7 protein-coding genes are annotated in these 6,774 nt (G+C 66.9%); all 7 read left to right on the top strand.

Annotated elements, in window-relative coordinates:
- The first annotated feature begins 335 nt into the window (after positions 1–335).
- The 7 genes from aroC to WBV89_RS00530 are packed head-to-tail and all read left to right on the top strand — an operon-like array spanning position 336 to position 6,683.
- A complete protein-coding gene (gene aroC / locus WBV89_RS00560) occupies positions 336–1,499 on the top strand; it encodes a chorismate synthase (RefSeq protein ID WP_423979398.1) in 1,164 nt (387 codons plus the stop codon).
- Positions 1,496–2,017 (top strand): shikimate kinase, encoded by a 522-nt coding sequence (locus tag WBV89_RS00555; protein WP_423979397.1) that lies wholly within the window; start codon positions 1,496–1,498, stop codon positions 2,015–2,017. Before aroC ends, WBV89_RS00555 begins: the two co-directional genes overlap by 4 nt.
- Positions 2,005–3,030: a 3-dehydroquinate synthase family protein gene (locus WBV89_RS00550; RefSeq protein WP_423979396.1), complete on the top strand. Its 1,026-nt coding sequence runs from the start codon at positions 2,005–2,007 to the stop codon at positions 3,028–3,030. The genes WBV89_RS00555 and WBV89_RS00550 overlap by 13 nt, the downstream gene beginning before the upstream one ends.
- Entirely contained in the window at positions 3,027–4,151 is a 1,125-nt protein-coding gene (locus tag WBV89_RS00545; protein WP_423979395.1) for a M24 family metallopeptidase, read from the top strand. The genes WBV89_RS00550 and WBV89_RS00545 overlap by 4 nt, the downstream gene beginning before the upstream one ends.
- Positions 4,152–4,153: 2 nt before the next feature.
- Entirely contained in the window at positions 4,154–4,717 is a 564-nt protein-coding gene (gene efp / locus WBV89_RS00540) for an elongation factor P (protein ID WP_423979394.1), read from the top strand.
- Positions 4,717–5,124, top strand: coding sequence for a transcription antitermination factor NusB (gene nusB, locus WBV89_RS00535; RefSeq protein ID WP_423979393.1), 408 nt, complete (start codon positions 4,717–4,719; stop codon positions 5,122–5,124). Before efp ends, nusB begins: the two co-directional genes overlap by 1 nt.
- A gap of 20 nt (positions 5,125–5,144) precedes the next feature.
- Positions 5,145–6,683 carry a DUF2079 domain-containing protein gene (locus tag WBV89_RS00530; RefSeq protein ID WP_423979392.1) on the top strand — a complete coding sequence of 513 codons (1,539 nt, stop codon included), beginning with the start codon at positions 5,145–5,147 and terminating at the stop codon, positions 6,681–6,683.
- The last annotated feature ends 91 nt before the right edge of the window (positions 6,684–6,774 follow it).

Below are 6,774 nucleotides of genomic sequence, written 5' to 3'. Positions count from 1 at the left end.
GTCATCGACATCGTCGCCATGCGCGCCGCAGCCGAAGCCGCCCTCGCCGCGCGCCCCTGAAGCGCTGTGTCTCGGCCCGGCCCGGGGCAGGTTCGGAAATTTCGCCGGATCGTGACGCCCACCGTCTCGTTGGGTCGAAATTTCCTGACGGCGAGGTCCCATTCCCGAAATTGCGAGGGATCGGGACGCGTGCCGTCGCGATTCCCCGAAATTCGCCGCAGTGGTGTGGAGGCGCTGGAGCCGGGTCCGGGGGCGTGGGGGATGGGGTTGGAGCCGGGGTGACGGGGGCTGGTGGGACCGGGAAGCGGGATGAGGGTCGGCGGTAGGATTGCAGGATGCTGAGGTATCTGACGGCCGGCGAGTCGCATGGACAGGGACTCGTCGTCATCATCGAGGGCCTCCCCGCCGGCTTGCAGATCACGGTCGAGCAGATCCAGGCCGAGATGGGCCGACGGCGCCTCGGATACGGACGTGGTCCACGCCAGCGTTTCGAGGCCGACGAACTGACCCTGATCGGCGGCGTGCGGCACGGTCGCACCCTCGGATCTCCGCTCGCCATCGAGATCAAGAACAGCGAGTGGTTCCGCAGCGATAAGTGGCACGACGAGATGGATCCGGCGCCCGGCGAGACGGCGGCGCCACTCACCCAGGTTCGCCCCGGTCACGCCGACCTCACGGGCATGCAGAAGTACGGATTCACCGACGCTCGCGACGTACTCGAGCGCGCCAGCGCACGTGAGACCGCTGCGCGAGTGGCTGCGGGAGCGGTCGCGAAGGAGCTCCTGCGCACGCTCGACGTCGAGGTGCTGTCGCACGTGATCCAGATGGGTTCGGTTCGTGTGCCCGACGGGGCCGACCGGCCCACCCCCGCCGAGTTGGACCGTGTCGACGAGAGCCAGGTCCGCTGTTTCGACATCGCGGCAACCGACGACATGATCGCGGAGATCAAGGCCTGTGCGAAGGACGGCGATTCGCTTGGTGGAGTCGTCGAGGTCCTGGGATTCAACGTTCCGGTCGGGCTCGGCTCGCACGTCCACTGGGACCGCAAGATCGACGCGATGCTCGCCCAGTCCGTGATGAGCATCCAGGCCGTGAAGGGCGTCGAGATCGGAGACGGATTCGACGTGGCCGGACGCCGTGGGAGCAACGCTCACGACCCGATCTCGTGGGATTCCGAGAACAGCACCTACCGCCGTGGGAGCACCCTCGCGGGTGGCACCGAGGGTGGGATGACCACCGGCGAACTGCTGGTCGTCCGGGCGGCGATGAAGCCGCTCGCGACGCTCAACAAGCCGACACTCGAGACCGTCGACACGGCGACCAAGGAATCGGCCGTGTCGTTCAAGGAGCGGACCGATGTGACCGCGGTTCCCGCGATGGGAGTCGTCGCCGAGACGATGGTGGCGCTCACGTTGGCCGCCGAGGCCCAGCGGAAATTCGGTGGGGACTCGGTCGATGAATTCGTCCGCAACGCCGAGTCGTTCGCGGCCACGTTGTGAGCACATGCACCGACCGGCACCTCGTGTTGGTCGGCATGATGGGTGCCGGGAAGTCGTCGGTGGGACGCGTGCTCGCACGTCGTCTCGACCGAGAGTTGTTCGACTCCGACGAGCTGATCGAGGAGCGCACCGGTCGCACGGTTCGAGAGATCTGGAACGACGACGGCGAGCCCACGTTCCGTGCGCTCGAGACCGAGGTGCTGGCCGATGCGCTCGGTGCCGATCGGCCGTCGATCATCGCGGCGGCGGGGGGAGTGGTCCTCAGCGCCGAGAACCGCGATGTTCTGAAGGGTGACGGCGCGCACGTCGTCTGGCTGCTCGCCGACGTCGACCTGCTGCTCGATCGCGTCAAGAACGGAATGCACCGACCGCTGCTCGACGAAGATCCGGAGGGGACGCTGCGCAGGATGTACGAGGAGCGCACCGACCTGTACCAGGAGGTGGCCGACGCGATCGTGTCGGTCGACCATCGCTCGGTCAACGACGTCGCCGGGGCGGTGCTGCGATGCGCCGGGTGACCGTTCCGCTCGCCGACCGCGCGTACGACGTCGTGGTCGGCAACGAGGCGATCGGGCAGCTCGGTGACCTGATCCCGCAGCGAACCCGCCGTATCGCGGTGGTGACCCAGGCGGGCATCCCGAGCCGGTTCCGCGACCTCGCCGAGCACGTCGGCGAGCGATCCGTCGAGGTGTTCGAGATCGGCGACGGCGAGGCGAACAAGACCCTCGGAACCATCGAGACACTGATGCGTTCGTTCGCCGGCATGGGGCTGACCCGGGACGACCTCGTCGTCGGCGTCGGGGGCGGAATGGTCACCGATGTCGCCGGTTTCAGTGCCGCCTCGTGGCACCGTGGCGTCCCGGTCGTCCACGTCTCGACCTCGCTGCTCGGAATGGTCGACGCAGCGATCGGTGGCAAGACCGGTGTCAACCTGCCGGAGGGAAAGAACCTCGTCGGTGCATACTGGCAACCGTCGGGGGTCATCTGCGATCTCGATGCGCTCGACAGCTTGCCGCCACGCGAGATGCGCTGTGGCCTCGGCGAGATGGCCAAGTACCACTTCCTGACCGGAGACGATCTGCTGGCGATGGACCTCGAACAGCGGATCGCGCGCTGCGTCGAGATCAAGGCCGAGGTCGTGGCATCCGACGAACGCGAGGGCGGTCGCCGGGCGTTGCTCAACTACGGCCACACGCTCGCCCACGCGCTCGAGACCGCGACCGACCACGAACTGGCGCACGGCGAAGCGGTCGCAATCGGTCTGATCTACGCCGCCGAGTTGGGGTTCGAGATGGACCGCATCGATGCCGCCCGGGTCGACGAGCACCGAGCGGTCGTGGCGGGGGAGTACGACCTGATGACCCGTCCGCCGGACGGGCTCGGGATCGATGAGCTCGTCGCCCTCATGCGACGCGACAAGAAGGCCCTCGACGGTCTCACCTTCGCACTCGACGGTCCCGCCGGTGTCGAGGTCGTGGCCGGCGTCGACGAACGACCGGTCCGCGCCGCACTCGAGAGGTTCCTGGCATGACCGAGCCCGTTGACGAGCTGATCGATGACCTGATCGGTGACCTGCCGGCGATCGACCATGCCGACCGGGCACGCAGGATCTGTGACGCCGCGGACGGTACGACGCTGTACACCGACCTCACGGACGTCCGGTGGCTCACCGGATTCAACGGATCGAACGGCTGGGCGATCGCGCGATGCGACGAGCTGATCGTCGGCACCGACGGGCGCTACGGCGACAAGGCGCGCGCCGAGACGGCAGGCACGGGCGCCACCGTCATCGTCGAACAGCAGGCGGCCAAGCTCCACCAGCGTCTCGTCGAGACGCTCGGAGATCAGCCGATCGGACTCGATGCGTCATCGGTTCCCCACGCGACATGGCAGCGACTGGCCGCCGACGTCGACCTCGTCGATCGACCGTCGCCGGTGAAGCTCGCACGGAGAACGAAGGACCCGGCCGAGGTCGCCCGCATCGACGCTGCGGCGCGCATCGCCGATGCCGCGCTCGCCGACGTCGAAGCGAACCTCTGTGGGATGACCGAACTCGACGTGCGCGCCGAGCTCGAGCACTCGATGATCCGGCTCGGGGCCGACGACCGCAGCTACGACACGATCGTCGCCAGCGGCCCGGACCACGGGGCCCGGCCGCACCACGGAGCATCCCGACGCACGATCATCGAGGGCGACACCGTGATCATCGACGTCGGAGCGCTCGTCGACGGCTACCACTCCGACATGACCCGTTCGTGGGTGATGGGCGAAGCGACCGCCGAACAGCGCGAGATCTACGCTCTCGTCGTCGCAGCTCAACAGGCCGGCCTCGACGCGACGCACCCCGGCGCCCGCGCCAGTGACATCGATGCGGCCTGCCGGGAGGTGTTCGACGATGCCGGATACCTCGACTGGTACATCCACGGCACGGGCCACGGCGTCGGCCTCGACATCCACGAGACGCCGTTCCATTCGCCGGTCAGCACCGACTCGATCCTCGCCGACTACGTGGTGACCGTCGAACCCGGCCTCTATCGTGGCGGATTCGGTGGTTTCCGGATCGAGGATCTCCTCCTCGTCACCACGCCGAACACCCCCACCGATCCCGGCTACCGAGTGTTGACGCACTCGCCCAAGCGAGAGTTGAACTGAACATGCCCCAGATCTCCGTGAACGACCTCAAGAACGGCATCACGCTCGAGCTCGACAACAACCTGTTCCAGGTCGTCGAGTTCCAGCACGTGAAGCCGGGCAAGGGCGGCGCGTTCGTCCGGTCCAAGATCCGCAACGTACGTACCGGTGCCGTGATCGACAAGACGTTCAACGCCGGCATCAAGGTCGAGCAGGCGATCGTTCAGCGCGAGGACATGCAGTACCTGTACCACGACGGCAACGACTACGTGTTCATGAACACCAAGACGTTCGACCAGACCAACGTCGCCGAGGTCGCGCTCGGCGAGGCCAAGGACTACCTGATCGAGCAGATGGTCGCGCAGATCGCGTTCTACAACGGTGAGATCATCGGTGTCGAGATCCCGGCGTCGGTCGAGTTGACCATCGCGGTCACCGAGCCGGGGTTGCAGGGCGACCGTTCGAGTGGCGGCACCAAGCCGGCGACGCTCGAAACCGGCAAGGAGATCAAGGTGCCGTTGTTCATCGACACCGGCGACAAGGTGCGCGTGGACACCCGCACCGGCGAGTACATGACCCGCGTCTGATGGCGTCACTTCCCCGTCCCGACGAACGGTCGGATGCACGTGAACGAGCGCTATACCTCCTGTACGAGGCAGAATCGAAGGGGATCACCCCGGTCGAGGCACTCGAACTCCAGGTGTTGGCGCCCGACGAGTTGACCCAGACGATCGTGCGCGGCGTCGCCGAACATCGCGATCGGCTCGACGCGGCGATCGACGAACGGGCGACCGGGTGGACGCTGGCGCGGATGCCGGTGATCGACCTCAACGTGCTGCGGATCGGCGCATTCGAACTCGCCGAGCGCCCCGATGTACCGACCGCGGTCGTCCTCGACGAAGCGGTCAATCTGGTCAAACAGTTCTCGACCGACGACAGCGGACGGTTCGTCAACGGCGTGCTCGCTGCGCTGGTCGCCGACCTGCGTTCCTGAACGCGCGCCAGACTGAGGCGATGACCGAACTCGTCGAGGAGGCCACCGACCCCGGGCCTTCCGACGACGGACCGCGTTGGCGGGACCGGTGGTCGCGGATCACACCCGCCCAGATCGTGATGGCGGCGGTGGTCATCGGGTACGTCGCGTACTTCACGCGCCGAACGCTCGACATCCATCACGCGCTCGGGACCGCGACCTACGACTCGGCACTCTACGACCAGGGCGTCTGGCTGCTGTCGCGCTTCGACACCCCGTTCGTCACGCTGATGGGGCGGAACCTGTTCGGCGACCACGCATCGTTCATCCTGGTGTTGCTCGTGCCGTTCTACTGGATCTGGCCGTCGGCGGGTGTGCTGTTCTTCAGCCAGTCGGCGGCGATCGGGGCCGGTGCGATCCCGATCTTCCTCTACGCGCGCAAGCGTCTCGCGAGCGAGTGGATGGCGGTGGTGTTGGGGACGGCCTATCTCATCCACCCCGCCGTCGGCTGGACGAACCTCGAGAACTTCCACCCCGACTCGTACCTCGGTGTGTTCGTCGGATTCGCGATCTGGGCGGCCCTCGATCGCCGCTGGAAGACGTACGCCGTGTTCGTCGTCCTCGCGCTGTCGGTCAAGGAGGACGCCTCGCTGGTCCTCGTCCCGCTCGGCATCTGGGTCGGTCTGAAGCGCAGTTGGCGAATCGGGCTGGCGACGGTGATCGGAAGCCTCGCGTTCATGGCCGTGGCCATGCTGGTCGTGATGCGCAGCCTCATCGGCGTGCCCACCCGCAACGGGTGGCGGATCCCGTTCGGCGGGCCCCGGGGAGTGATCGACACCGCCCTGACCAACCCGACCGATCTCGTCCGACATCTCCGCAGCGACGACCGACCCTGGTACCTGGTGCAGATGACGGCGCCGTTCGCCTGGATGTTCGCCCGGTTGCCGTCGGTTGCGCTGATCAGCGCGCTCGTGCTGTTCACGAACGTGCTCAGCACGTTCTGGTACCAGTACCAGATCGCGTACCACTACTCGCTGATCGCCGTTCCCGCGTTGGCGCTGGGCACGGTGTACGGAATCGGGGCGATGCGCGAGACCGGGCGGGTCGGTGGATGGACGATCGAGGTGCGCTCGCTGGCCGTTGGAATCGTGGCGATCACCGCCGTCGTCACCTCGTACCTGTGGGCGCCGGTTCCCTGGGGACGAACCGAGTTGTTCCATGGCAATCCGTCGAACGACTGGGCCGTCGCCGCCCGCGAGATCATCGACGAGGTGCCCGAGGACGCGATCGTCTCGGCGCACTATCGGATCACCCCGCACATTGCCCACCGCTCGGAGATCTACCAGTTCCCGGTTCCGTTCCGGTCCGTGCTGTACGGACCGAACGGAAACGTCGAGGGGCCGCGGATCGAGGATCGGGCGGAACGTGTCGAGTACATCGTGCTGCCGATTCCGGGCACTGGTCCGACGACGTTCCCGGCCGAGGATTGGATCACCGTCGAGCCCGCGTTCGACCTGGTGGACTCGAACGAGTACTGGGCGCTGTACCGACGCGACCCCGACGTCCCCATCCCGTCCTGACGTGCCGTCGGCGTTACGTAACGGGTCTGACCCGTTACGTAACGCTCGGGCGGACATGGCACGATCGGGCGATGACGTTTCGTACCGAGAT

This window comes from Ilumatobacter sp. (assembly GCF_049588435.1).
GTDB lineage: Bacteria > Actinomycetota > Acidimicrobiia > Acidimicrobiales > Ilumatobacteraceae > Ilumatobacter_A.
The sequence above is the reverse complement of the archived record's forward strand: the minus strand, read 5'-3'. Positions and strand labels throughout refer to the sequence as shown.

Excerpts from the sequence above, each read along its gene's own strand:
- aroC (WP_423979398.1), top strand. The coding sequence starts at position 336 with ATGCTGAGGTATCTGACGGCCGGCGAGTCGCATGGACAGGGACTCGTC.
- efp (WP_423979394.1), top strand. The coding sequence starts at position 4,154 with ATGCCCCAGATCTCCGTGAACGACCTCAAGAACGGCATCACGCTCGAG.
- WBV89_RS00550 (WP_423979396.1), top strand. The coding sequence starts at position 2,005 with ATGCGCCGGGTGACCGTTCCGCTCGCCGACCGCGCGTACGACGTCGTG.
- WBV89_RS00545 (WP_423979395.1), top strand. The coding sequence starts at position 3,027 with ATGACCGAGCCCGTTGACGAGCTGATCGATGACCTGATCGGTGACCTG.
- nusB (WP_423979393.1), top strand. The coding sequence starts at position 4,717 with ATGGCGTCACTTCCCCGTCCCGACGAACGGTCGGATGCACGTGAACGA.
- WBV89_RS00530 (WP_423979392.1), top strand. The coding sequence starts at position 5,145 with ATGACCGAACTCGTCGAGGAGGCCACCGACCCCGGGCCTTCCGACGAC.